The organism is Ruegeria sp. BC5, assembly GCF_056539205.1.
Window position 1 is genome coordinate 1533322 of sequence record NZ_JBQFUN010000001.1, and the last position, 23866, is coordinate 1557187.

A 23866-nucleotide genomic window follows, 5' to 3' on the forward strand; every position below is an offset into this window, starting at 1 on the left:
GGGGCCGTTCAGTGAACGGCCACCGGTGACAGATCGTGTTCACGGGCCAGGAAAAAGGCCATCTTACGATCTGTCACGAGCGCAAGCTGCTGGCCATCGGAATCGTGAACCGCGTACAACTGATCCAGATCGCCTGCCTTATCCCGGACATCGCGGGGCAGATCGGCAACATCGACGGTTTTCACATAAACGATGCGGTCGCCTTCGGCGTTATATTCAATCGGTGTATTCATAGCTCTTACCCCTTTTTTATGTTGATCGTTTGCACCACGGTCTCAGGCACGGCGCGGGTCAGGTCCACATGCAGCAGACCGTTCTCCATGATCGCCTCGCCCACCTCGACACCATCGGCCAGCACGAACATGCGCTGGAACTGGCGCGCGGCGATGCCGCGATGCAGAAAAATGCGCCCCTCGCTGTCGTCGCGTTGGCGCCCCCGGATCACAAGCTGGCGATCCTCGATTGTGATCGACAAATCTTGTTCCGCGAACCCAGCCACAGCCAGGGTGATGCGGTATGAAAAGTCCGAGGTCTGCTCAATATTATAAGGCGGGTAGCCTTCGTTACCGGCCTTTGCAGACCGTTCCAGAAGACGTTCCAACTGCTCGAACCCCAAAAGATGCGGGTATGAGCCAAGAGTAAGTTTTGACACGTATTTTCGTCCTTTATTGCCAAAGCGACGTGTGATGCGGCCCCGTTCCGGCAACCGCGTATAATAGAATATGGGTTTATGCCGTGATGTCCACAAGGTCTGGCCGGATAAACCCTGACACACTATCTTGTGTCACAAGCACCACAAAAGGCACTGAGTCGCTCATGAATGCGCCAACAGATCTTTCGATGAAAACAGATGAGGTTTTGCGGGTTGAACTGGAGGTTTTTCGCCGCCAACACCGTGATCTGGACGAAGCGATCGAGGCGCTGCAGTCCACCGGCACAGCCGATCAGTTGACGATTAAGCGACTGAAAAAGCAAAAACTTCGCCTGAAGGACATCATTCGTCTGATCGAGGACCGTTTGACGCCGGACATCATTGCCTGAAAACTCCACCACTCGGTTCACACGCACATTCAAGGCGCTTATGAACCGAGTTTTGCAGTGTTACGTCATATTCAAACGGATGACATCTGTTTCAAGGTGAAACATTTGCGTTTGCGCAGAAGAAATTGGTCGGATCGTATTTCCGCTTAACCTCTTTCATTTGATCAAGATTTTCACCGAATGCCGTCTCTATCGCACTGTCTTCATCGGCGCCCAGATAGTTCAGATAAGTTCCGCCCGTGGAATAGGGCGCAATTGCATCATGCATGGACCGCGCCCAGGCAATCTGATCCGCGTCATCCGCTGGATCAGTCCACAGCGGTAGTATCGCAATCAGATAGTCGTGACCGCGTTGCGCAAAGGCGTTGTCCCCATTTGATTTGGACTTTGCTGCGCCAGCGCAATGTTCGATCAGAATGCCCGAGCCGGGTATTGTCATCCCTTCAGATTGTGCAACGATCGTATCAATGGCCTCATCCGTCAGCGCGTTGAGATATGCAGATTTCCAGTAGTTCCGGCTGCCTGGCCCATAGGCCCCATCCAGCATGCTTTGTTTGGCGGGGAACGGCATCTCGTGCAAGTCGACGACCAAAGGTTCTCCGATCTCCGTCAGGGGTTGGATTGCCTGACGCCCAGCTTCCTTATCGTCTCCAATCCAACACGGCACCATAGCTGTTAGCGGCGTTCCATCCGGTCCCCACAACAACCCCGCATAGACCGTCAGTTCATCAGGTGCCCGTGAAACGATATCCCGAAAACCTCGCAGCACTTCGGCGGCGTCGGCTCGGGGATATGCAATCATGCCCCCCAACACCGTAGACAGAGGATACGCCCTGTAAAGGAATGACGTCACGATGCCGAAATTTCCGCTGCCGCCGCAGATGCCCCAATAAAGGTCTGGATTCCTGTTCGCATTCGCAGTTCTGATCGAACCGTCTGCCGTTACGACTTCGGCCTCGATAACGTTGTCGCAGGTTGGCCCGTATTTTCGTGCCATCCAGCCGAATCCGCCACCCGTCGTCAATCCGCCAATACCTGTCTGCGATACGACGCCCAATGGCACAGCAAGGCCGTGAAGATGTGTTTCGCAGTCTACATCCCCCAACGTGGCCCCGCCCTGAGCGCGTACGGTTTGGGTTTCTGCATCAACATGGACCGCGCGCATGCAGGACAGGTCAATTACGAGGCCATCATCGCAGACGGCGCGCCCACCCACGTTATGACCGCCACCTCTTACCGATACCAGTATGTTGTTTTCAAACGCGAACCTGGCGGCCGCCGCGACATCGGCGGTGCCGTGGCACCGCAGTATTGCACCGGGATACTTGTCAACCAACGCGTTCCAAATACTGCGCGCACCGTCATACTCGGGGTCACCGGGCAAAATCAGTGCCCCGCGAACTTGCGATTTAAATGCCTCAATACTGTCCTGCGGCACGGCTTGGCCGTCCCGGTTTTTCAAAACTGTATCTGTCATGGGTACCTCCTCGGGAACCACTGTCCCGCGATCAAGTATACACTAATTCGAATGTATTTTCAGCAGGACGTCAGACGAGCCATACGGTCGCCAAACCACATTGCCTCTGGGACCGATTTAGCTATAGTGCGCGCTCTTTCAGAGGGCAGGGAAACAAGCGGATGAGCGATGTGAAAGTGGGGATCATCATGGGCAGCCAGTCGGACTGGCCCACGATGAAGGAAGCCGCGAACATACTTGATGAGTTAGGCATCGCGTACGAAAAGCGCATTGTCTCGGCGCACCGCACACCGGACCGCTTGTGGGACTATGGCAAGACCGCCGCATCACGCGGGCTGCATGTGATCATTGCCGGGGCCGGTGGGGCCGCGCATCTGCCTGGCATGATGGCGTCGAAAACACGGGTGCCGGTGATTGGCGTTCCGGTACAGACGCGGGCCCTGTCGGGCGTCGACTCGCTGTATTCCATCGTGCAGATGCCCAAAGGGTTCCCTGTTGCCACCATGGCCATCGGCGCGGCCGGTGGGGCCAACGCGGGCCTGATGGCGGCCGGGATTCTGGCCTTGCAGGATGACGCTTTGGCGCAACGACTGGACGCTTGGCGCGATGCACTGTCGGCGTCGATCCCCGAGGAGCCCGTCGATGAGTGACGCATTGCAAACGGGTGCCAGGATCGGAGTTCTGGGCGGCGGTCAATTGGGCCGGATGCTGTCCGTGGCAGCGTCTCGTCTGGGGTTTGTGACCCATATCTACGAACCCGGCGCCAACCCTCCTGCCGGCCAAGTGGCCGATCGCGTGACCACCGCCGCCTATGACGATATCGATGCGCTAAAGGCGTTTGCCGGGTCGGTAGATGTCATCACATATGAGTTCGAGAACATCCCGACCGAAGCGCTGGACCTGCTTGAAGCGCACTGCCCGATCCGTCCGGGGCGAGAAGCGCTGCGCGTCAGCCAGGACCGGTTGACCGAGAAGAATTTCCTGCAGGGGCTTGGCCTGCAAACCGCGCCTTTCGCGGATATCACCGATCTGAACAGCCTGAATGCGGCGATCGAGCAGATCGGTACGCCCGCAATCCTGAAAACGCGCCGGTTTGGCTATGACGGTAAGGGGCAGGCCCGTCTGCGCGCACCCGAGGATGCCGAAGCCGCGCTGGCCGATATGGCCGGGGCACCCGCGATCCTTGAGGGGTTTGTGGAGTTTAGCCACGAGGTATCGATCATTGCGGCCCGCGGGCTGGACGGTCAGGTTGCCTGTTTCGATCCCGGTGAGAACATACACCGCGATGGTATCCTGCACACCACAACAGTCCCTGCCCGTCTGCGCCCGGCGCAACGGACAGATGCCGTTCTGTTGGCCGCCAACATCCTAAACGCGCTGGATTATGTCGGCGTCATGGGCGTCGAACTGTTCGTGACGCCCGGCGGTCTGATCGTGAATGAGATCGCGCCGCGCGTGCATAACTCGGGCCACTGGACGCAGAATGGCTGCGCCGTGGATCAGTTCGAACAGCATATTCGGGCCGTCGCAGGATGGCCTTTGGGAGATGGTCAGCGACATTCGGACGTGGTCATGGAAAACCTGATCGGAACGGACATGGACCGCGTGCCCGAACTAGCGCAGGAACGCGACGTGGCGCTGCATCTCTATGGCAAGGCCGAGGTTAAGGCAGGCCGCAAAATGGGGCATTTCAACCGCATTGCACGGTGAATCAGCCAACAAACCGCGCCGCAATATCACCTGACATATAGCTAACCCGCCCGCCAGCCAGCGTGGCGGCTACGCGGCGGGTTTCGGCATCCAGTATCACCAGATCGGCGCGCTGGCCGGGGGCCAGCTTGCCCCGATCCTGCAAACCAAGGACACGGGCGGGGCCGGATGACACCAGCGCCCAGGCCCCGGCGAAATCCACCAAGCCAGACTTCGCCACCATCAGCGCCGCGCGGCGCGGGCTGGGATAGTGATAATCCGAGGCCAACGCATCGCAATATCCCATCGTGATCAGGTCAAGTGCGCTGACATTACCCTTGTGCGATCCACCGCGCACCACGTTGGGCGATCCTAAAATGATGTAATCCCCGGCGGCACGCGCGGCCTCGGCTGCTTCGAGCGTTTCGGGAAATTCCGTGATCTGCGCCCCCCGCGCCCGCCAGTCGGCCCGTATTTGTGCAGTCGCGTCGTCATGGCTGCCCATGCGCACGTACTGTGAGTCCAATGCCGCACATAGCGTGTCCAGCGCCGCTGGCACTTCGTTACGACGGGCGTGCATGGACAACAGCATTTTAAAATGCGTGTCCGGGTTTCGCCCGGCTTTCAGTGCTTGGCCGGTCAGACGCGGCGGCTTGCGCCCCTCGGCCAGACGGTCATGCGGCAGGTGGTCGTTGAACACGACATAGGGCACCTGCCAGTCCGCAATACGGCCGGGCAGGTCCGCATAGTCATCCAGCATGTGTGTCTCGAACCGCAACTGAGGCATCAGGTCGGTCACGACGCGATCCTTGACCGAGGTTATGGCGCGAAACACCTGATCCGCGAATTCCGGGCCACGCACCCCACCCTCCCAACTGTGAAACTGGGCCAGAACGGCGGTAGTGATACCATTCGCAGCCAATTCAGCCTCGACCGAGAGAATGCCTTCGTCCATCTGCTTCATCGCCCCGCGGCGTGGCGCGATATGGCGTTCGAACCCATCCCCGTGCAGGTCGATAATACCGGGCAGAACAAGATAGCCGGACAGGTCGATCTGTCGCCCGACCCGATCCGTTTGAATGATGCCATCCGCCAGAGACAGATCGGCGGGCACAAGGCCATGCTCCGGCAACAGCACCTCTGCACCGGTCAGGGTCAGATTCAATGCGGTCATTGCGTGGGCTCCGACTCGGGTTCCGAGCAATCCTGCCCGATACAGATTTCGTTGATGATATCCATGACGCCATCCAGCCAGGTGATCTGCGGATCGAATTGCCCGAATTCGATAAAATGCAGCGCCTGCGCCATGACGCGGGGATTGTTCATCATAAAAGTGTGCGTCACCGGAAGAACGATGTGATCCGTCATGCCGTCCACTTTTGTCGTTTCAATCGAGACCTTGCCGTCATCCTTGCCGTCGATCAGCGAGGAAAACAGCGGGTTCAGCGAGTTCTCACCCGCGATCACGCCCACCTCAAACTCAACGGATGGCAGGTTGCGCGGTATGCCCTCGGGGCCCGTGCCCAAGGCCAGCCCGGCGGGGCCATGCAGCATGCCGAACACCTCATACGCGCCCAGTTCATCCACGAGCTGACTGCCCTGATTGGGCGGGCCGAGCATGACCACACGGCCCAGGTTTTCCGGGTGATGGTCCTGCAACCAATAGCGCAGCAGGATGCCACCCATTGAATGCGCCACCACGTTCACGGTCTCATCACCACAGGCCACGAAGGCGTCCGGCAATGTCTGGTTCGCCAGTTCAGGTATCGGCAAATCGGTCGAAGGATAGCCGGGTCGGACAACGGTGTACCCGTGCGCCTGAAACAGTTGTTCCATCACTGTGAAGGACGCCTCGGTCCGCGCCAGCCCGTGTAAAAGCACCACGCATTTGGCCTGGGCCAAGGCGGGAACAAGGAAAAGAAACAGGGCAAGCAGATATCTCATAGCCGCCAGATAAGCGTTATCCGATTGCGTTGAAACCCCTAGCGCGGCTTCAGGCGCAGGACAGCCAGCGCGATGCCGCCCAGAACCAGCGCCGCGCCAAAGATCAGGCGCAAACTGGCGACTTCTCCCAACAACAAAACGCCAGCGAGGATGGCGATGATTGGTACGCTCAATTGCACTACCGCCGCCGTGCTTGGCGCCAGTTGCGGCAAAACCCGATACCATACGGCATAGCCCATCCCCGAGGTCACACCTCCAGAAAGGGCAGCCAGCAGGTAGCCAGCGCCACTCATCTGCCAACCCCCAACGGTCAGCATTAACGCTAGCGCAGTAACCGGCAGGGCTATAACGAAATTGGCCGCCGTTCCAGCAAGGGCGTCAGGCTCAAACCGCCCAACCAGCGAATAGACTGCCCATCCGACCCCGGCAGCTGTCATCAGAGCTGCGCCAATCGGGTCGACCTGTACTGCTCCGGACGGCCACAGGACATAGACCAGCCCCATAAGGGCGATTGCCGCGCCCCCCATCTGTCGCGCAGTCGGAGCATTGCCGGTTAACGACGTCACTGCGAACATTGTGATCTGCACAACGCCAAACAGGATCAGCGCCCCAAGGCCCGCATCCAACGTCAGATAGGCGATGGAAAACCCAATCATATAGAGTGACAGCGATCCTGCCCCCGCCAACCTGCGCCGGTTGCGCAATGGCAGACGACCTGACCTGAGCCAAACCAGACCGGTCAGCACCACTGCCCCGGACAACACGCGAATTATGGCAAACCCGGCGGGGTCGCTGGCACCGCTGTCTATAGCCAGACGATTCAGGATCGAATTCGCCGCAAAGGCGCACATGGTCAGAGTGGTGAGCAGAAACAAACGCATATCAACCGCATAGCGGTATCGCGAGCGTTTGCACACTCACTTTCCAGCGCGGCGTAGTGGTAAAAAGAAACGGGGCCGCCCAAAGGCGACCCCGTCAGTAAGTTCTATGGCGGTCCCTCTAAGCAATCTGGCCATAGGGCCAAGCGCTTGTCGGGATCGTCGGAATTCGCCGGGGCGAATTCGACGTGCTTACATCATGCCGCCCATGCCGCCCATGTCAGGCATGCCGCCTGCAGGTGCTGCGCCTTCTTTGGCAGGCTTGTCTGCAACCATTGCTTCGGTGGTGACCAGCAGGCCAGCAACCGATGCCGCATCTTCCAGAGCGGTACGGACAACCTTTGCCGGATCGATCACGCCGAACGAGAACATGTCACCATATTCTTCGGTCTGTGCGTTGAAACCGAATGCTGCGTCAGCAGATTCACGGACTTTGCCCGCAACAACCGCACCGTCAACACCTGCGTTCTCGGCGATCTGGCGCAGCGGCGCTTCGATGGCTTTGCGAACGATGTTGATGCCAGCGTTCTGGTCAGCGTTTGCACCTTCCAGAGTTTCCAGTGCTTTACCGGCCTGAACCAGAGCAACACCACCACCGACAACAACGCCTTCCTGAACAGCAGCGCGTGTTGCGTTCAGAGCATCGTCCACACGGTCCTTACGCTCTTTCACTTCAACTTCGGTCATGCCGCCGACGCGGATAACGGCAACACCGCCTGCCAGTTTGGCAACGCGCTCTTGCAGCTTTTCACGGTCGTAGTCGCTGGTGGTTTCTTCGATCTGAGTGCGGATCTGAGCAACACGTGCTTCGATCTCGGCTTTCTCGCCAGCACCGTCGACGATGGTGGTTTCGTCTTTGGTGATCTCGATTTTCTTGGCGGTGCCCAGCATGTCCATGGTGACGGACTCGAGCTTCATACCCAGATCTTCCGAGATAACCTGACCGCCGGTCAGGATCGCGATGTCCTGCAGCATGGCTTTGCGGCGATCGCCGAAGCCCGGTGCTTTGACAGCAGCAATTTTCAGGCCGCCGCGCAGTTTGTTGACAACCAGAGTTGCCAGCGCTTCGCCTTCAACGTCCTCAGCAATGATCAGCAGCGGCTTTTGCGACTGGATCACCTGCTCGAGCAGCGGAACCATCGGCTGCAGCGAGGACAGTTTCTTTTCGTGCAGCAGGATCATGCAGTCGTCGAGTTCTGCGATCATCTTGTCTGCGTTGGTGACGAAGTAAGGCGACAGGTAGCCACGGTCGAACTGCATACCTTCGACAACATCGGTCTCGGTTTCCAGACCTTTGTTTTCTTCGACGGTGATGACGCCTTCGTTGCCAACCTTCTGCATCGCGTCTGCGATCTGCTGGCCGATTTCGGCTTCGCCGTTGGCCGAGATGGTGCCAACCTGAGCAACTTCTGCCGAGTCTTTGACTTCGCGCGAGGCGTCTTTGATGCCTTCAACAACCTTGGCGGTTGCCAGGTCGATACCGCGCTTCAGGTCCATCGGGTTCAGGCCCGCTGCAACCTGCTTCAGGCCTTCGCGAACGATTGCCTGCGCAAGAACGGTTGCGGTGGTGGTGCCGTCGCCGGCTTCGTCATTAGTGCGGCTGGCGACTTCTTTCACCATCTGCGCGCCCATGTTTTCGAACTTGTCTTCCAGTTCGATTTCCTTGGCAACCGAAACACCGTCTTTGGTGATGCGCGGTGCGCCAAAGGATTTGTCCAGAACCACGTTGCGGCCTTTTGGGCCCAGGGTCACTTTGACAGCATCGGCCAGGATGTTCACACCTGACAGCATGCGGTTGCGGGCATCGGTGTCGAACTTGACGTCCTTAGCAGCCATATTGTCTCTCCTTGAGAAATAAGTTGGAAATGAAGATCAGAGAAGCGCGCGGCTTACTCGATGATCCCCATGATGTCGCTTTCTTTCATCATCAGCAGCTCTTCGCCGTTGACCTGAACCTCGGTGCCCGACCATTTGCCGAACAGGATCTTGTCACCGGATTTTACAGCCATTGCGATCAGTTCGCCGCTGTCCTTGCGTGCGCCTTCGCCGGTTGCAACGACTTCGCCTTCGCTGGGCTTTTCTTTAGCGCTGTCAGGAATGATCAGCCCGCCTGCTGTTTTTTCTTCGCTTTCGGTACGGCGAACCAACACGCGGTCATGAAGCGGTTTCAATGCCATCTTTGCAGCTCCTTGGGCTCAAAGTTTATTTATCCTCCCCTCGCCGGATGGCGAGGCGTTAGCACTCGGGTGATGAGAGTGATAACGACGCATAGCTAGGGGGTCGCAAACCCCGAGTCAACAAGCTGTGATGGATTTTTTGCAACCGGGCTCAGTCAGGCTGTTCCCAGCTGTAAGCCCAGTGTTTCAGACCGTCCTGCCCGGCGGCGGTCAGGTCGTAGACGCCCTTTTCCACCTTACCGAACCAACCGTAGTGATTGTCGCGCATCAGGCGAGTGGCCTCAGGAACGCCGGTTGCCTTTGCGACTTCGGACCCTTTGGTTGCCCCACATTCCGCCAGATGTGCCGCGCATTTCAGGGCGTCCTGACGATAGGCCGTGACGATCCCGTGTCGCGTAGCGCCGCCTGCATTGGGATCGCCCTCAAGCCGGTCGAACTCACGCAACAAGCGCGAAGTCTTAGCCTTGGACTTGCGCGGTGCGTACGGGCCGGGATCACATTGCACCTCGACCTTGCCATCGGCCCGCACGGTGATCAGCCCCAACCCCAGCCGGCGACACAGCGCCAGATTGTCCTTCAGCGCCCGACGCGCGCTGCGGCCTTTGGGCTTGCACACCCCGATGTAAACCTGATCCGTCACTTTCAGCCGTGTGATCGCCTGATGGAACAATGCCAGCGAAAACCGCAGCTTAAGCTCGACGATGACCGGTTCTTCGCCATCCCGCACGGCCACGATATCAGCCGCGCCAACCTCGCCTTTGACGGAATAGCCCTGACGCTCTAACAGCGCCTTGATGGGGGGATAGAGATCCTGCTCGCGGTTCATGTTTGCATGCTATGCGATTTGCGGCGGAATGCCAGACGCCAGGCGCAGCTTTCCAATCGGCCTTGCACCCATTCACCTGCCGAGGCAGTGTTTCAGCAACTCTGATTTCAAAGGAAATTTCCACATGCGCATAATTCTGCTGGTGATCTGCCTGTTGCTGCCCGTCACGGTTCACGCAGCTTGCGAGGGGCGCGATCTAAAGGGCGAATTGTCACCTGCAGCCCACGCCGAGCTGAAAGAAACCCTGACCAACGTCCCATTTGCAGAAGGCAACCACTGGATCGCAACAAAGGGCACAACGGTGCTGCACCTGATAGGTACGATGCACCTGAACGATCCGCGCATGGATGTGATTGTCGCAAACCTGACGCCAACACTCAGCCAAGCCGATGCATTCTATTTCGAAGTAACCCAAGACGAGATGAAGGCCTGGGAAAAGGAACTGGCTCTGGACCCGAGCCCGATCTTGATTACGTCCGGCCCCACCTTGATTGACCTGCTACCCGAAGAGGCTTGGACAACCCTGTCTTCCGCCCTAGCCGAACGCGGCATACCCAGTTGGATGGGAGCGAAAATGCGCCCCTGGTTTCTGGGCATGACTCTGGCCATGCCTACATGCCTACTTCAGGACCCGAACGCCAATCATGGGCTGGATGCGCGTCTGACCGTTTTAGCCGAAGATCAAGGCATCCCTCAATTTTCGCTGGAGAGCATTGAGGAACTGATGACCATGTTTGAACTCCACTCGATTGAAGAACAGGCGGAATCGCTAGCGCGGTGGGTCAATTCGTACGAAACCAGCGACGACCAGCTGGCCACCATGACAAACTCATATTTCGAGGAAAATCACGCACAATCCATCGAACTAGGCCGTATTTTGGCGCGAGAGCATTCTGGTATGTCGCCCGAAGTGTTTGACGAAGAATGGCAGGCGTTCGAACAGCACTTACTGGTCGGGCGAAACAACAATTGGATGCCGAGGATTCTGGACATTCAAGATCAGACCGCAGTGATCGCCGTGGGGGCTGGACATCTAGGCGGTACTCATGGATTGCTGAACCAATTGCAACAGGCTGGATATTTCTTGACCCGCGCGCCTTTCTGATCGCACTCGGCGAAAGACAGACCAACCGTCGCAGCGAGGATTCTGCCGGGTGACAACCCCGGCGGACCGCCCTATAAGGCGCGCAAATTATCATCCTCAGGACGCTGACATGACAACCCTTGTATTTGGCCATAAATCTCCCGACACCGACTCCACAGGATCACCCATCCTGTGGTCGTGGTACCTGAACGAAGTCATAGGCGAACAGGCCGAGCCCGTTCTGCTGGGCGAGCCCAACACCGAAGCCGCGTTCATGCTGCAGCGCTGGGACCTGTCCAAGCCGCGTATCATCGACGACGTCGAAGCCGACGCGCCGGTTGTCATCGTTGACACCAACAACCCGGCCGAACTGCCCGCCAGCATCAACAGTGCCGATATCCAAGCCATCATCGACCACCACAAGCTGGTCGGCGGCCTGGAAACCAAAGGCCCGATCGACATCACCGTGCGCCCGCTGGCCTGCACCGCCACCATCATGGTCGACCTGATGGGCGACGACGCAGCCAAGATGCCCGACGCCATCAAAGGCGCGGCGCTGACTTGCATCCTGTCGGATACCTTGGAGTTCCGCTCGCCCACAACCACTGCGCATGATCGCGAAGTGGCCGAGAAACTGGCTGCTGAACTGGGCCTAGACGTATCGGCTTATGCCGCCGACATGTTCGCGGCAAAATCGGATGTATCGTCCTTCTCAGACGCCGAACTGATCCGCATGGACAGCAAAGAATACGAGGTCGACGGCACCAAGTTCCGCGTCTCGGTTCTGGAAACCACGGCCCCCGGCGTCGTGCTGGACCGCAAGGCTAGCCTGGCGGACTCGATGGTCAGTGTGGCCAGCGAGGACGGCGTCGATCAGGTGCTGCTGTTCGTGGTCGACATTCTGAACGAAGAGGCCACTCTGCTGGTGCCGAACGATCTAGTCAAAGGCGTGGCCGAGAAAAGCTTTGGCGCATCGGTTAACGGCGACGCCGTGGTCCTGCCGGGCATCATGAGCCGCAAAAAGCAAATCATTCCGAACCTCAAGGTCTGATCTTTAGATCTTTCCAAAGAAAAGGCGCCCAAGTGGGGCGCCTTTTTTTGTTGAGGCATAGGATTTGCGCGACCCGCTTCCATTGCTACTCTGGTCAGGAGAGCAAGTAGCGGATCAGTTCCGACATATGAGTACACGCAAGTTCAGCACCACCCGAGACATCTTGCGGTTTGAAGGCAAGGACAGAGCAGCCTATTGGCGGCGCTTTGCGATGCTGCTGACCCTATCGGTTGTGATCGCTACGATGGGCATGCTTCGCGATTCAGGCGCGGTGGTGATTGCCGCAATGCTGGTGGCGCCGCTGATGGCTCCCATATTGGGCGTGGCGGCGGCTATGGTCATGGGGTGGCTGGGGCGTGCGTTCTATCTGGCTCTGATTGTCTGCGGTGCGGCCATTCTTTGCGTATTGCTCGCGTGGCTCTTGGTCTATGTCGCAGATGTCCCGCGCGGCATCCTGATCCCTGATCAAGTCTTGGCCCGGACCGACCCCGGAACCGAGGACCTGATTGTCGCTCTGGCCGCAGGCGTCGCCGGTGCTTACGTGCAAATCAACCGCTCCGAAGCCAGCTTGCTGCCCGGCGCGGCCATCGGCGTGTCACTGGTGCCGCCCCTGTCCGCCTCGGGCGTTCTGCTGTATTTCGGCGAACCGGGCGAGGCGTATGAGGCCGGGTTGTTATTCGCCACCAACCTTGGCGCGATCATCCTGTCCGCCTGCGCGGTTTATATCGTGTACGCGGCCCGCTCGATGGTCTTCAGCAAAGGTCGCCGGAAACTGAACTTTACCGCCAGTGTGACTGTGACATTGGCCTTTCTGGCTCTTGTCGTTTTGCAGTTGGGTAAATCCACCTATAATCGCTATCTCGAAACCCGAACCGAAGCTCAGGTCGCACAAGCCATCCGCGATTGGGCAGACCCGGTGTCGGTCGAGGTCATCCGCATTGACGTAAACGCCAAACGCAAGCAGGCAGATATCTGGCTGATCGTCGACCTGCCGATTGAAGCGGCTTACAAAGTCTCCTCGGTCGCTGGATTGCTGCCAGAAAGCCTGCGCGAGACACCTTTGGTCGAAATCCTTCAAGATCAATTGGGTCCGGGCTATCTGGTGGTGGTGCGGTTCCAAAACAGGATTGGCGCGCAAGTCATTCTGGGCACCGATGCCGTCCAGCAGGCGCCGGATGTCGACGAGATCAGCGAAGAAAACTGACCGACACAGCCATTTAACGGCGGCAATTGGCATTGCGGGATGGTCAAAGCCCGTCAGCTTTGCAATAGCTGACGCAACCTTGCATTCAACTCGCCCGAGGTCCTCAATGACTCAGATCGTCCACGCCCTGTCCGACATATCCGACCGCTACAAAGCACTGTTCGTTGACCTTTGGGGCTGTGTTCACAACGGCATCACCGCCTTCCCCGAGGCCGTCGCTGCCCTCAAAGCCTATCGTGCGAAAGGCGGGATTGTCGTGCTGGTGACGAACTCTCCGAAACCCCGCGCGGGCGTTGCCCAACAATTGGTGCAATTCAACGTCCCCGAAGATGCCTATGACACCATCGCCACCAGCGGCGATTCTGCGCGGTCGGCGATGTTCCGGGGCGCCGTCGGGGAAAAGGTCTATTTCATGGGCGAATGGCAGCGCGATGCGGGGTTCTTTGAGCCGCTGAAAATACTGCACCACCCGATCCACATCGAACGGGTCCCGCTGGATGAGGCCGAAGGGATCGTCTGTTGCGGTCCGTTTGATCCGATGGCGGACCCGTCCGTCAACCGCGCGGATTTCCTCTATGCCAAGCAAAAGGGCATGAAGCTGCTGTGCGCCAATCCCGATATTGTGGTCGACCGGGGCGAGGTGCGCGAATGGTGTGCCGGGGCGCTGGCCAAACTGTATACCGAGATGGGCGGCGAAAGCCTGTACTTCGGCAAACCCCACCCGCCGATCTATGATCTGGCCCGCCGTAGGCTGCAAGAACTGGGCCACGACATCCCCGATGGCGACATTTTGGTGATCGGTGATGGCCCCCATACCGACATTCTGGGCGGCATGGGTGAGGGGATTGATTCTCTGTTTATCTCGGGCGGATTGGCTGCTGCAGAAACAAAAACTGAGCATCATCCGCACCACGAATCGCTAACTGACTACATTGCAAGGGAAAATATAAATCCCACCTATACAATCGGTCGCCTGAGATAAGCAGAAAAGGCTTGATTTTCTGCGCTTGCGAAGTAATAAAGTTGCCGAACACGGGCAACATTGATCCTTTTGTTGCTCAACGGATTCAAGTGAGGGCGACATGTTGGACAATCTTCCGCGCGGCACGATCTGTATTGAAGACATCGAAATGGGCATGACCCGTCACCTGCGCAAAGTGGTGACTGACGAAGATATCGAGATGTTTGCGCAGGTTTCGACCGACCGGAATCCGGTGCATCTGGATGATGACTATGCCCGCGACACGATCTTTGAGGGGCGCATCGCCCATGGGATGCTGACGGCGGGCCTGATCTCGGCCGTCATCGGCGAACAGCTGCCCGGCCACGGCACCGTGTATATGGGTCAGTCGCTGAAATTCCTGGCCCCCGTGCGCCCCGGTGACATGGTCTATGCCGAGGTCAAAGTGATCGACATCGACTTTGCCAAGCGTCGGGTGAAACTGGATTGCCACTGCGCCGTAGATGGCAAAAAGGTTCTGGTCGGCGAAGCAATGGTTCTGGCCCCGTCGCGCAAGTTCGACTGATCCAAAGCACAGCTTTACCAGCCTTGTTTCGTTCACCGGCCCGGTCTAGACCCGGGTCGGTAAACAATTTTGACAGCTACTTAATTTGCACGACCCCGCGCAGCGGCAGCACTTTGCTGTACCAGCTACTAGCCGCCACGGGTTGCGCAGGAAAACCGGATTCGTACTTTCATGCCCCGATCTTGGAAGAATGGATGGCGTATTACGATCTGGATCGCAGCGCGTTTCCGGATACAAAAAGCACCCTGCGCGCAATCTTTGCCGAGGCCATTCACCAGAGAAAAGCCGCTACAGACATCTTCGGATTGCGCCTGCAAGGCAAAAGTCGGGCCTTCTTTCTTCAGCAATTGCGCAGTCTATACCCGACCGCCGGGGATGACCTAGCCCGGCTGAAAGCCACCTTTGGCGAGGTCTGCTTCGTTTACCTTAATCGGCGCAACAAGCTGGAACAGGCTATTTCGATTGTGAAAGCCGAACAGACCGGATTGTGGCACCGCAACGCAGATGGGACCGAGTTGGAGCGTCTCACCCCACCTGCCGACCCGGTTTACGATCCGATCGCCATCGCCCGATACATGGCTGAACTTGAAGAAGGGGATGCGGCCTGGCGTGACTGGTTCGCCGCGCAGCAGATCACGCCGCATATCATCCATTACGAACAACTTGAAAACGATCCAATTGGCGCTTTGACCGATGTACTATACCTGCTGGGGATCGATCCCGCGCGGGGTGCCGAGTTCACGCCCGCCACAGACAAGCTGGCAGACTCTACAAACCGGGAATGGGCCAGACGTTTTTTGGCCGATCATCCCACACACTGACAATGCAATCAGATGCTTGAACCCGAACCGCAGTCCCGTTAGGCAGATGCTATGCGCATCATCCGTGATTTTCAGTTCATCGAGCCTCAGGACCGCGGCGCCAGCGTGGCGATCGGGAATTTTGACGGCGTCCACATCGGCCACCAGTCTGTGATCGAACTGGCCCGCAATGCCGCGCCGGATGCGCCTTTGGGGGTGATGACCTTTGAGCCGCACCCACGCGAGTATTTCGCACCCGCAGCCCCGCCTTTTCGCCTGATGCGCTGCAATGCCCGAGCGCACCGGCTAGAAAAGCTGGGTGTCAAGAAATTGTATGAACTGCCCTTCAATTCCGCCCTTGCCGGGCTGACTCCGGAAGAATTCGCGTCGAACGTGATTTGCGACGGGTTGGGCCTTTCGCATGTGGTTGTCGGTGCCGATTTCTGTTTCGGCAAGGGGCGCAGCGGTACGGCGGATGATCTGGTTCGGTTCGGTCAACAAATGGGCTTTGGCGTCACCATCGCACCTTTGATGGAGCGGTCCGAGAATATCGTGTCGTCCACCGCGATCCGTACAGCGCTGACCGAAGGCCGCCCTCGCGATGCGGCAACCATGCTGGGCCATTGGCATCGGATCGAGGGTCCGGTGATCGGCGGCGAACAACGTGGCCGCGAGTTGGGCTTCCCGACCGCCAACATGTCCATCGAAGGTTTGCACCCGCCAAAATTCGGCGTCTACGCGGTGCTGGTCGATGTGTTGGACGGCCCGCATCGAGGCAGCTATCAAGGCGCGGCCTCGGTCGGGACGCGGCCAATGTTTAAGGGCGAAGTGCCGAATATCGAAACCTTCCTGCTCGACTTTTCAGGCGACCTTTATGGTGCGACCCTATCGATTGGTCTGGTTGAATATCTACGACCTGAATTGACCTTCGACGGGCTGGACGGGTTGATTGCACAAATGAACTCTGATTGTGACAAGGCCCGAACACTGCTGGCGAAGCTATGACCGCCGATCCTATTGATCGCACTGGCCTGAGTCCCCGGTTCTGGGAACGCAAACCCCTACCCAAGATGAACGAGCAAGAGTGGGAAGCGCTTTGCGACGGCTGCGGCAAGTGTTGTCTGAACAAGCTTGAAGACGAAGACACAGGCGAGGTGGCCCTGACCTGCGTCGCCTGCCGTCTGCTGGATGATGAGACCTGCCGCTGCACCCAATACGATATCCGCCACCAGTTCGTGCCGGAATGTATCGTGATGAAGCCCGACAATATCGACGATCACGCCTATTGGCTGCCGCAAACGTGCGCTTACAGGCTGTTGTGGGAAGGGAAACCTCTTTACGACTGGCACCCATTGATATCAGGTACAGCGGAGAGTGTTCACGCTGCCGGAATCTCGGTTCAGGGGCGCACGGTGTCCGAGTTCGAAACACCCATCGAAGAATGGGAAGACTATATCATCGAGGAGCCCAGCTGATGTATTTTGCCTCTGACAATTCTGGGCCGGTTCATCCGCAGGTCATGACCGCTTTGAACGAAGCAAATCAGGGCTATCAGATGGCCTATGGGGCCGACACACTGATGAATGAGGTGCGCGATCGAATTCGCGGCATCTTTGAAGCGCCCGGTGCTGCGGTGTATCTGGTAGCCACAGGAACGGCGGCAAACTCGCTGGCTCTGGCTACGTTGGCACAGCCATGGGAGACGGTGTTCTGTTCGCCCGTCGCCCATATCCACGAGGATGAATGCAACGCGCCGGAATTCTACAGTGGCACCAAGCTGACGTTGGTACCCGGCGGCGACAAGATGGATCCCGAAGCGCTGCGCCGTTCCATTCTGGCCGAAGAAACCCGCGGTGTGCATGGTCCGCAACGCGGACCGGTTTCGATCACCCAGGTGACCGAGCGCGGCTCGGTCTATTCGCTGGAGGAGTTGCAGGCATTGTGCGGCGTAGCAAAGGAGTTTGACCTGCCCGTCCACCTGGATGGAGCTCGGTTCACAAACGCTTTGGTCGCGCTGAACTGTTCTCCGGCCGAAATGACGTGGAAAGCGGGCGTCGATGCGGTCAGCTTTGGCGGCACCAAGAACGGTTTGATGGGGGTCGAGGCAGTTGTCTTCTTTGACGAATCCAAAGCCTGGGAGTTTGAACTGCGGCGCAAGCGCGGTGCGCATCTGTTTTCAAAACATCGCTATCTGTCCGCACAGATGGCAGCCTATTTGCAGGATGACCTGTGGCTGACTATGGCACGAAAGGCCAACGCCAATTGTGCCCACCTGGCCGACGGCCTGCGTGCCAAGGGCGCGACCTTCCTGCACGAGCCGCAGGCCAACATGGTATTCGCCCAGTTTTCCCGCGCCCGGCACAAGCAACTGCATGAGGCCGGGGCGATCTACCACCTTTGGGGGGCCGAACTTGACGGGGCGAGTGACGAAGAGGCGCTCGCCTGCCGTCTGGTCTGTGACTGGTCGATCAGCAGCGACGATATCGACCGTTTCCTCGACCTGCTTTGACTGGCATGCCGGTCAACCCTTGGCCTCGGTCAGGTGCCGGTCCAGATCATCCAAACGGTCCTGCCCCCAAAACCGCTGGCCATCCTCAGTAATGTAGAACGGCGCGCCAAAGACGCCACGTTCAACGGCCTCTTCCAGATTGGCGGCATAGGTTTCGGCACCGACCAGCAGGCCACTGTCTGCCAGATTTGGGTCAAAGCCCGCCTGCGTCAGGCAATCGCGGATCACATCATCCTGTGCGATGTCTTTTTCCTCGGCCCAACAGGCCCGCAGCAAGGACTGGACCAACTTACCTATATCCCCTGCCCCATCCTTCATCGCTGCAATTACCGCATAGGACGACGGCGCCATATTGGTCGGCCAATGCGCCGGTTGCAGATTGAATTCTATTCCCAGGTTCTTGGATTGGCGCAGCAGTTCCTGCGCCCTGTATTCAATGCGCGACGGGTGGCGATCTTTTGGCGGCGTTCCCCCCGTACGCCCGAACAGCGCCATGATATCCAGCGGTTTGTAATTGATCGTCGCGCCATGCTTGGCCGCGACCTCCTCCAGCCGCTCACCTGCCAAATAGGTGAATGGCGAAATTGTCGCAAAATAGTAGTCAATCCGGGCCATGTGCACTTTCTCCGCTGCGTTACCTTTGCTGGACGGTAAGGCCATGCTAAGCGGTGTCAACATCACGAATCTGTCACATTTGCCATTGCTGCCCGGGGACCTCAGCCGATGCCGACACTCAACGAACCCAAGCTTATCGCTGGGAACGCAAATCTTCCGCTTGCCGAATCCATAGCTCGCCGCATGAGCCTGTATCGCGGCGTCGATCAGGGTCTGGTCGATGCGAGAGTTGAACGGTTCAATGACGGCGAGATTTTCGTCGAAGTGTTCGAAAACGTGCGTGGCGAGGACATGTTCATCGTCCAGCCAACCTCGAACCCCGCCAATGACAATCTGATGGAGCTGCTGATCATTGCCGACGCGTTGCGCCGGTCATCGGCCCAACGGATCACCGCTGTTATCCCCTACTTCGGTTATGCTCGACAGGACCGCCGCACCAAGGCCCGCACGCCGATCAGCGCCAAGCTGGTGGCCAACATGCTGACCGGTGCAGGGATCGAGCGGATCCTTACCATGGACCTGCACGCAGCGCAGATTCAGGGGTTCTTCGATATGCCGGTCGACAACCTCTATGCCTCGCCAATCTTTGCACTGGATGTAAAACACCAGTTCAAGAACAACCTGGATGAACTTATGGTTGTCTCGCCCGACGTGGGCGGTGTGGCCCGTGCACGTGAACTTGCCAAACGCATCAGCGCTCCCTTGTCGATCGTTGACAAACGACGCGAAAAGGCTGGCGAAGTGGCAGAAATGACCGTGATCGGCGACGTCAAAGACAAGATTTGCCTGATCGTGGACGACATGTGCGACACTGCCGGCACGTTGTGCAAAGCGGCTCAGGTACTGATGGATAACGGTGCGAAAGAGGTTCACTCTTACATCACACACGGCGTCATGAGCGGCCCGGCAGTCGAACGCGTAACCAATTCGGTAATGAAGTCGTTGGTGCTAACCGACACGATCCAGCCAACCCCAGAGATCGCAAAAGCCAAGAACATCCGCATCGTACCAACGTCTCCGATCTTCACGCAGGCGATCCTGAATATCTGGAACGGTACCAGCGTTTCGTCGCTATTCGAAGACAAGACCTTGATCCCGATCTACGAGTCTATGTACCACATGGACTAAGTTTGGATCGGGCGGTCCTTTTGGGCCGCCCTTCCCTTTGCAGGCCTCCGCGCCCGCGACCAACCTGCCACGAAAATCAGCGTGGTTATCTGTGGAAAGTCCCATGACAGTCAACAAACGCATCGTTCTCTCCAGTGACCACGCAGCCATTGATTTGCGTCAGGCTGTTGCCGCCCATGTTGCGGCAAATGGCTGGGAAGTGGTGGACATCGGCCCTACCACTCCTGAAAGCACCCACTACCCCCTGCACGGCAAAGCTGCTGCACAGGCTGTGGCTTCGGGCGATTGCCAATTGGGAATCGTTCTGTGCGGCACCGGTCAAGGCATCATGATGGCCGCCAACAAAGTCCCCGGCATCCGTTGTGGTGTTTGTTCCGACGCGTTTTCGGCCCGGATGATCCGCCATCACAATGACGCAAACATGCTCTCCATCGGTGCGCGCGTTGTGGGTGAAGGTCAGGCGTTGGATATCGTCGATGCCTTTCTGACCGCCGAGTTTGAAGGCGGCCGTCACGCGACCCGTGTGGACATGATTGAGGGAAATGAGGCCTAGAGCAGCATTTCACGCCACTTCAGACCACCGCAATCCTGGCAACGCCCGCTTGCAGAGCTTTGTTGGACCGTGTCTGGAACACGTCAATGCATGTCGGCGATGCAACTTTATGAGCGACCTGTGCCTTAGCGCTACGAATGTTGTCAAACGTAGAAAAGTTCAGACGTCTCACACCCAATTATGTTGCGGCTCCTTTCTTGGCCTCGGCGCATCAATTGCGCTGACGTCAGACCAATTTTCAACACATTGCCCTGGCAAAAAACCTACAAGCACTAAATGATAGAGTTTCAGACCTCGACCCATGTCCAACACAAGCTTTCAAGACCGCATTCAACGCATCAACGCCAATAACCCTCAAGCAACCTCTGACCTTTCGCAAAAAGTAACAAAAGCTCCATCACTCCGACCAAATCACTGGAAGGTCCTTGTCGGCATACTGTTTTTGAGTGTCGGGCAACAAGCAGTAAAACAGGCGAACGAAAGTTACGAGGTTATAAAGCAAAGCTATGGGATCGGTGCCGCAGCCGGGCTGGGTGTTGCGGGGGTGTTCGCGTTAGTGGCTGGCTGTATCCTTATGTACCGCGGCATTTTGGCTGGTGACAAACAGCGGAACAAGGCGATCTCGGACGCCTCCGAAACGGGAGGGCGTCGAAAGCGTATTACGTCAAACAGGGCTCGGACCATATGTTCCATAGTAGGCTTCAGCTTTGGCGCCATTGCCACATTTTACCTTATTACAGGCAAAATCGCCCACTCGATGGATACCGAGAGTGCCCGAGAGTACGCCCTCGGGGCCAGCGTGATTATGATTGGTCTCCCTATGCTTTCTCTGCTCATAGGATTTATCGGACTTTTCGTGCGTGGTTTTGCCTTGGGTCGTGTTCCCGTATTTTGCGTGCTTGGAGCCGTCATAACGATTTGCGCCATAATTCTGAGCGGTGCTAATCCTTACGAGTGGAACTGGTTGTTTTCCAGACTACACTGATTATCCCGAAAAGCGCGTAGCATGTTTTTCAAACCACTTCCTGGCTCAGGCGTTGAATCAATCACGAGATATCCCAGTCATCCTCATGTGCGACCTCACCAATGGCCGTCCATGTCACCCGTATCCGGGCAATTCGCGTATCCGACCAGGTTCGGAATACGGTAACAAAGCCCTCAGGTGTAATGTCCGCAGTCGTCACCTCGGCACGTAGCGCCGAGGACGTGTCCACATCCCATAAAGACACGCCAATCTGAACCACCGGTGCGGTTCGAAATGGCTGACTGAAGAGGATCGCAGACCGCCGTTCGCGTGGCCCCTCGCCCGTCCACATATCGCCGCCATCAGCGAAATCGGAAAACAGCACTGACTCGCCTTGGTCGATACCAATAGGGTGGGTTCGAAAAGTCTTCATTGTTGATGTCTTTGTCTTTGTATTCCTTACACCTATCCTGCGGCCTCGGCAAAATCACGACAAAAAAACGGCCCCGCGCAGGCGGAGCCGTTATAAATCACAAGAATTGCCAGAGCCTTACAGGCTCATATGCGTTCCAAGGGCTTCCATGTCGGCCAGCAACTTGGCAGCGTCGTCAACGATGGACTGATCATCGCCTTCCTTCGCTGCCTCGTGCGACGCGCGTGCCTCGGCGATCAGATCGTCCAGGTGTGAGCGTGTCATTTCGGCAACCGGGATCGCCTTTTCGGCCAGAACCGACAGGCCATCGCCATTGATCTGAGCAAACCCACCGGTGACCAGGTATTCGCTGGACCCTTCAGGTGCTTCGACCTTCAGGATGCCCGGGCGCAGCGTGGTGATGGTGGGTGCATGATCGGGCATCGCCGTCATGTCCCCGTCCGCGCCGGGAATCTGGACCGCCGTCGCGCTGAGCGAAGCAAGGCTCCGCTCGGGGCTGACGAGGTCGAATTGCATCGTGTTTGCCATCAGGGATACTCCTTAGGCGGCTTCTGCGGCCATCTTTTCCGCTTTGGCGATCACTTCGTCGATGCCGCCAACCATCAGGAAGGCCGCTTCGGGCAGGTGATCGTATTCGCCAGCCACAACGGCCTTGAACGACGCGATGGTGACATCCAGAGGAACCTGAACGCCCGGCGAGCCGGTGAAGACCTGCGCCACGTCGAACGGCTGCGACATGAAGCGTTCGATCTTACGGGCACGGGCCACGGTCAGTTTGTCCTCTTCCGACAGCTCGTCCATGCCAAGGATGGCGATGATGTCCTGCAACGACTTGTAGCGCTGAAGGATCTGCTGAACATCGGTCGCAACCTGATAATGCTCTTCGCCAACGATGGCCGGGTCGAGCAGACGCGAAGTCGAGTCGAGCGGGTCAACCGCAGGGTAGATACCCTTTTCCGAGATCGCACGGTTAAGAACGGTAGTCGCATCCAAGTGAGCGAACGAGGTTGCCGGCGCAGGGTCGGTAAGGTCGTCCGCAGGCACGTAGATCGCCTGCACCGAGGTGATCGAGCCCGACTTGGTCGAGGTGATGCGTTCCTGCAGGGCACCCATGTCAGTGGCCAGTGTCGGCTGGTAGCCCACCGCCGAAGGAATACGACCCAGCAGAGCCGAAACCTCGGAACCCGCCTGCGTAAAGCGGAAGATGTTGTCGACGAAGAACAGAACGTCGGTACCGGACTGGTCGCGGAACTGCTCAGCCAGGGTCAGGCCGGTCAGAGCAACACGCGCACGCGCTCCGGGAGGTTCGTTCATCTGACCGTAAACCAGGGCCACCTGCGATTCCGACAGGTTGTCCGGCTTGATAACATTCGATTCGATCATCTCGTGGTACAGGTCGTTCCCTTCACGGGTCCGTTCACCAACACCCGCAAACACCGAGAAGCCCGAGTGCACTTTTGCGATGTTGTTGATCAGTTCCATGATCAGAACGGTTTTACCAACGCCGGCGCCGCCGAACAGGCCGATCTTACCGCCTTTGGCGTAAGGGGCCAGCAGGTCCACAACCTTGATGCCGGTGACCAGAACTTCCGACTCGGTCGACTGTTCTGCAAAGGTCGGTGCAGGCTGGTGGATGGCGCGGGATTCGGTTGCCTCAACCGGGCCCTTTTCGTCGATGGGATCGCCAACAACGTTCAGGATGCGGCCCAGGGTGGCGTTACCAACCGGAACCGAGATCGGTGCGCCCATGTCGGTGACTTCCGCGCCACGAACCAGACCTTCGGTCGCGTCCATCGCGATGGTGCGGACAGTGTTTTCACCCAGGTGCTGGGCAACTTCCAGTACCAGACGCTTGCCGTTGTTTTCGGTTTCCAGCGCGTTCAGAATTTCAGGCAGCTGATCTTCGAAGTGCACGTCGACGACGGCCCCGATGATCTGTGTGACTTTGCCTTTTGCATTCGCCATAT

General features: G+C 57.9%; 28 protein-coding genes. 15 read left to right on the top strand and 13 right to left on the bottom strand.

Features of this window, described 5'->3' with window-relative positions:
* Nucleotides 1-8: 8 nt before the first annotated feature.
* Nucleotides 9-233, bottom strand: a complete 225-nt coding sequence (locus ACR0LY_RS07710; protein WP_170347845.1) for a DUF1150 family protein — start codon at nt 231-233, stop codon at nt 9-11.
* A gap of 5 nt (nt 234-238) precedes the next feature.
* The gene (locus ACR0LY_RS07715) at nt 239-652 is read right to left on the bottom strand and encodes an Hsp20 family protein (RefSeq protein WP_170347844.1); all 414 of its coding nucleotides are present in this window, start codon (nt 650-652) and stop codon (nt 239-241) included.
* Nucleotides 653-816: 164 nt separating this feature from the next.
* Between ACR0LY_RS07715 and ACR0LY_RS07720 the strand changes: the two genes are divergently transcribed.
* Complete coding sequence (locus ACR0LY_RS07720; RefSeq protein WP_058280035.1) at nt 817-1041, top strand: YdcH family protein; 225 nt, start codon at nt 817-819, stop codon at nt 1039-1041.
* Between the two features lie 91 nt (nt 1042-1132).
* On the opposite strand, the gene ACR0LY_RS07725 is transcribed toward ACR0LY_RS07720, so the two are convergent.
* Nucleotides 1133-2518 (bottom strand): FAD-binding oxidoreductase, encoded by a 1386-nt coding sequence (locus ACR0LY_RS07725; protein WP_170347843.1) that lies wholly within the window; start codon nt 2516-2518, stop codon nt 1133-1135.
* Nucleotides 2519-2679: 161 nt separating this feature from the next.
* Between ACR0LY_RS07725 and purE the strand changes: the two genes are divergently transcribed.
* Nucleotides 2680-3168 carry a 5-(carboxyamino)imidazole ribonucleotide mutase gene (gene purE, locus ACR0LY_RS07730; protein ID WP_170347842.1) on the top strand — a complete coding sequence of 163 codons (489 nt, stop codon included), beginning with the start codon at nt 2680-2682 and terminating at the stop codon, nt 3166-3168.
* Nucleotides 3161-4228, top strand: coding sequence for a 5-(carboxyamino)imidazole ribonucleotide synthase (locus tag ACR0LY_RS07735; protein ID WP_170347841.1), 1068 nt, complete (start codon nt 3161-3163; stop codon nt 4226-4228). Before purE ends, ACR0LY_RS07735 begins: the two co-directional genes overlap by 8 nt.
* A 1-nt stretch (nt 4229) precedes the next feature.
* On the opposite strand, the gene ACR0LY_RS07740 is transcribed toward ACR0LY_RS07735, so the two are convergent.
* The 6 genes from ACR0LY_RS07740 to ACR0LY_RS07765 form a co-directional block, all read right to left on the bottom strand.
* A complete protein-coding gene (locus ACR0LY_RS07740) occupies nt 4230-5381 on the bottom strand; it encodes an alpha-D-ribose 1-methylphosphonate 5-triphosphate diphosphatase (protein WP_170347840.1) in 1152 nt (383 codons plus the stop codon).
* Nucleotides 5378-6151, bottom strand: coding sequence for an alpha/beta fold hydrolase (locus tag ACR0LY_RS07745; RefSeq protein ID WP_170347839.1), 774 nt, complete (start codon nt 6149-6151; stop codon nt 5378-5380). Before ACR0LY_RS07745 ends, ACR0LY_RS07740 begins: the two co-directional genes overlap by 4 nt.
* 38 nt (nt 6152-6189) lie before the next feature.
* Complete coding sequence (locus ACR0LY_RS07750) at nt 6190-7032, bottom strand: DMT family transporter (protein WP_170347838.1); 843 nt, start codon at nt 7030-7032, stop codon at nt 6190-6192.
* 189 nt (nt 7033-7221) lie between these two features.
* Nucleotides 7222-8865, bottom strand: coding sequence for a chaperonin GroEL (groL, locus tag ACR0LY_RS07755; protein WP_170347837.1), 1644 nt, complete (start codon nt 8863-8865; stop codon nt 7222-7224).
* 53 nt (nt 8866-8918) lie between these two features.
* The gene (gene groES, locus ACR0LY_RS07760; protein ID WP_170347836.1) at nt 8919-9206 is read right to left on the bottom strand and encodes a co-chaperone GroES; all 288 of its coding nucleotides are present in this window, start codon (nt 9204-9206) and stop codon (nt 8919-8921) included.
* A gap of 151 nt (nt 9207-9357) precedes the next feature.
* Nucleotides 9358-10032, bottom strand: coding sequence for a DUF2161 domain-containing phosphodiesterase (locus ACR0LY_RS07765; protein WP_170347835.1), 675 nt, complete (start codon nt 10030-10032; stop codon nt 9358-9360).
* Between the two features lie 124 nt (nt 10033-10156).
* Here ACR0LY_RS07765 and ACR0LY_RS07770 point away from each other — a divergent pair, with 124 nt between their 5' ends.
* The 9 genes from ACR0LY_RS07770 (at nt 10157) to ACR0LY_RS07810 (ending at nt 18206) form a co-directional block, all read left to right on the top strand.
* Nucleotides 10157-11137 (top strand): TraB/GumN family protein, encoded by a 981-nt coding sequence (locus ACR0LY_RS07770; protein WP_170347834.1) that lies wholly within the window; start codon nt 10157-10159, stop codon nt 11135-11137.
* A gap of 109 nt (nt 11138-11246) precedes the next feature.
* Nucleotides 11247-12167 carry a manganese-dependent inorganic pyrophosphatase gene (locus ACR0LY_RS07775; protein ID WP_170347833.1) on the top strand — a complete coding sequence of 307 codons (921 nt, stop codon included), beginning with the start codon at nt 11247-11249 and terminating at the stop codon, nt 12165-12167.
* A 127-nt stretch (nt 12168-12294) separates the two neighbouring features.
* The gene (locus ACR0LY_RS07780) at nt 12295-13371 is read left to right on the top strand and encodes a DUF389 domain-containing protein (protein WP_170347832.1); all 1077 of its coding nucleotides are present in this window, start codon (nt 12295-12297) and stop codon (nt 13369-13371) included.
* 106 nt (nt 13372-13477) lie between these two features.
* Entirely contained in the window at nt 13478-14353 is an 876-nt protein-coding gene (locus ACR0LY_RS07785) for a TIGR01459 family HAD-type hydrolase (protein ID WP_170347831.1), read from the top strand.
* Nucleotides 14354-14453: 100 nt separating this feature from the next.
* A complete protein-coding gene (locus ACR0LY_RS07790; RefSeq protein ID WP_058275996.1) occupies nt 14454-14897 on the top strand; it encodes a MaoC family dehydratase in 444 nt (147 codons plus the stop codon).
* 23 nt (nt 14898-14920) lie between these two features.
* Complete coding sequence (locus ACR0LY_RS07795) at nt 14921-15718, top strand: Stf0 family sulfotransferase (RefSeq protein WP_170347830.1); 798 nt, start codon at nt 14921-14923, stop codon at nt 15716-15718.
* 51 nt (nt 15719-15769) lie between these two features.
* A complete protein-coding gene (locus ACR0LY_RS07800; RefSeq protein WP_170347829.1) occupies nt 15770-16702 on the top strand; it encodes a bifunctional riboflavin kinase/FAD synthetase in 933 nt (310 codons plus the stop codon).
* On the top strand, nt 16699-17172 hold the full coding sequence (locus tag ACR0LY_RS07805) for a YcgN family cysteine cluster protein (protein ID WP_170347828.1): 474 nt from the start codon (nt 16699-16701) through the stop codon (nt 17170-17172). The genes ACR0LY_RS07800 and ACR0LY_RS07805 overlap by 4 nt, the downstream gene beginning before the upstream one ends.
* Nucleotides 17172-18206 (top strand): threonine aldolase family protein, encoded by a 1035-nt coding sequence (locus ACR0LY_RS07810; RefSeq protein ID WP_170347827.1) that lies wholly within the window; start codon nt 17172-17174, stop codon nt 18204-18206. Before ACR0LY_RS07805 ends, ACR0LY_RS07810 begins: the two co-directional genes overlap by 1 nt.
* Before the next feature lie 12 nt (nt 18207-18218).
* On the opposite strand, the gene ACR0LY_RS07815 is transcribed toward ACR0LY_RS07810, so the two are convergent.
* Nucleotides 18219-18821, bottom strand: a complete 603-nt coding sequence (locus ACR0LY_RS07815) for a 2-hydroxychromene-2-carboxylate isomerase (protein ID WP_170347826.1) — start codon at nt 18819-18821, stop codon at nt 18219-18221.
* A gap of 108 nt (nt 18822-18929) precedes the next feature.
* On the opposite strand from ACR0LY_RS07815, the gene ACR0LY_RS07820 reads away from it, so the two are divergent.
* From ACR0LY_RS07820 to ACR0LY_RS07830, 3 genes are all read left to right on the top strand, one after another.
* A complete protein-coding gene (locus tag ACR0LY_RS07820) occupies nt 18930-19949 on the top strand; it encodes a ribose-phosphate pyrophosphokinase (RefSeq protein ID WP_170347825.1) in 1020 nt (339 codons plus the stop codon).
* A gap of 103 nt (nt 19950-20052) precedes the next feature.
* A complete protein-coding gene (rpiB, locus tag ACR0LY_RS07825; protein WP_170347824.1) occupies nt 20053-20502 on the top strand; it encodes a ribose 5-phosphate isomerase B in 450 nt (149 codons plus the stop codon).
* A 301-nt stretch (nt 20503-20803) separates the two neighbouring features.
* On the top strand, nt 20804-21487 hold the full coding sequence (locus ACR0LY_RS07830; protein WP_170347823.1) for a hypothetical protein: 684 nt from the start codon (nt 20804-20806) through the stop codon (nt 21485-21487).
* A 61-nt stretch (nt 21488-21548) separates the two neighbouring features.
* Here the strand turns inward: ACR0LY_RS07830 and ACR0LY_RS07835 are convergent, their stop codons facing one another.
* The 3 genes from ACR0LY_RS07835 to atpD form a co-directional block, all read right to left on the bottom strand.
* Complete coding sequence (locus ACR0LY_RS07835; protein WP_170347822.1) at nt 21549-21899, bottom strand: H-type lectin domain-containing protein; 351 nt, start codon at nt 21897-21899, stop codon at nt 21549-21551.
* A gap of 117 nt (nt 21900-22016) precedes the next feature.
* Nucleotides 22017-22427 (bottom strand): F0F1 ATP synthase subunit epsilon, encoded by a 411-nt coding sequence (locus tag ACR0LY_RS07840; RefSeq protein ID WP_170347821.1) that lies wholly within the window; start codon nt 22425-22427, stop codon nt 22017-22019.
* 12 nt (nt 22428-22439) lie between these two features.
* Entirely contained in the window at nt 22440-23864 is a 1425-nt protein-coding gene (atpD, locus tag ACR0LY_RS07845; protein ID WP_170347820.1) for a F0F1 ATP synthase subunit beta, read from the bottom strand.
* Nucleotides 23865-23866: the final 2 nt, after the last annotated feature.